Annotated in this window: 1 protein-coding gene and 1 pseudogene; one reads left to right on the top strand and one right to left on the bottom strand. The window is 56.9% G+C overall.

The genetic code is table 11. From position 1 onward, the window contains the following. Positions 1-212, bottom strand: a pseudogene (locus EN932_RS35985) (IS5/IS1182 family transposase); the annotation flags it as partial. A 715-nt stretch (positions 213-927) separates the two neighbouring features. Here EN932_RS35985 and EN932_RS35980 point away from each other — a divergent pair. After that, on the top strand, positions 928-1455 hold a 528-nt coding region (locus EN932_RS35980; RefSeq protein ID WP_245483400.1), incomplete at its 3' end, for an ABC transporter substrate-binding protein.

The following is a 1455-nucleotide window of genomic DNA, read 5'->3' as shown; positions in this document are numbered from 1 at the left end:
AGCACCTCATCCGACAGGTTGAAGGTGTGCTTGAGGATCGCCAGCCCCGCCATCAGCCGGGTCGGCAGCGGCGGCATGCCGGGGCCGTCCGAATAGACGGCGCCGAAACGCTCCTCCAGCACCGGCCGGTCGATCGCCTGCTTCATGTTGATGATCTGATCGAGCCTGGAGCGGAACAGGTCCTGCTCTCCCGTCTCGCGTGGCTTGGACATTCGCCGTCCCCTCGATTCGCCGCCGCCGAACCGAGTGAATCACGCTCCGCAGCACAAGGGAATCGCAAAACCGAATTGCAGGAAAACAGCGTCCAAATACCGCTAATCCTGCAATTCAAAAGACGCTATCCGCCTCAATCAAAAGGCCAGATCAATGGCTTGCGGATAGTTCACGGTCGACGAGCTGGCGGCCACGCATCAGGCTGGAGATCCATCAGCGTTTACATCGTTTTTCAACGGGCGGCTCAAGCTCCGTGTTGTTGCGCGGCGCGCAGCTTGTCGAACGCCTCTTAGACCGTCGTGTGCCGGAAGAGGATATCCTCTGGAATTTCGGCATCGACATTCCGACATCACACATCCGTGATAAAGGCGTTTGCGGCTCGACGGGACCCTCCAACCCGAGGTCGCGAACAGAACCTGAATGACTGCCTCGTTTGCTATATGCGAATTGTCCGTGGGCGCCGCCAGGAGCTGGAACCGGCCAATCGACTTTAATTCTGGCTAGCTGTGCCCAGAATCGAGAAAAACGCCGGATTCATGCAGGCACAGCGGCCAATTTGCAGGAACCACCCCCCTGGGCACTGCTACTTATCTGGAATGAGGGGACTGTGGAGCTTCCGTCAAAAGGAAGCCAGATGTTCCGGGTTGAGGCCGTAGATCATCGTGGTCGTGTGAACATGAAGTGATGATAAAGCCGGCAAACAGGGAGGATAAAATGAGCCAATACTCATATAATCGTCGTGCGCTTATGAAGGCAATGCTGGCGATTTCGGCGACCCCTTGGGGGATTAACTCGAGGGCGTTCGCCTCGTCGTGCGACGATCGCATCCTGCGAATCGGCGGACTGGGTGGAGGCCCTGATTCGATGAACCCCTTCGCCACTTGGGGCTCCTTTTGGCCCTTGGCTATTTGCTATGATTTCTTGGTCTGCATAGACGCCCAGCGATACGACGATCGAAAGGGCTTTGCCCAATCTTGGTCCGTCGCCGACGACAACCTCACTTGGACCTTCAAGATCTGGCCCGGCATGAAGTGGTCGGACGGCCAGCCTGCTACCGCTAGGGACGCGGCGTTCACTTATAGTTATTTGCACGATTCCATAGGCAAGCCCGACGAGCTAAACGTCGGGTGGAACAGCACCAGCGGTCTTGAGAACGTCGAGTCCATCAAAGCGTTCGACGACGAGACTTTGCAGATCGTGACCAAGTTCCCCGCGACCTGGCCAATAGACAATATCATAATG

Origin of the sequence: Mesorhizobium sp. M7A.F.Ca.US.002.01.1.1 (assembly GCF_004022955.1) — a bacterium.
Lineage (GTDB): Bacteria > Pseudomonadota > Alphaproteobacteria > Rhizobiales > Rhizobiaceae > Mesorhizobium > Mesorhizobium ciceri.
The sequence above is the reverse complement of the archived record's forward strand: the minus strand, read 5'-3'. Positions and strand labels throughout refer to the sequence as shown.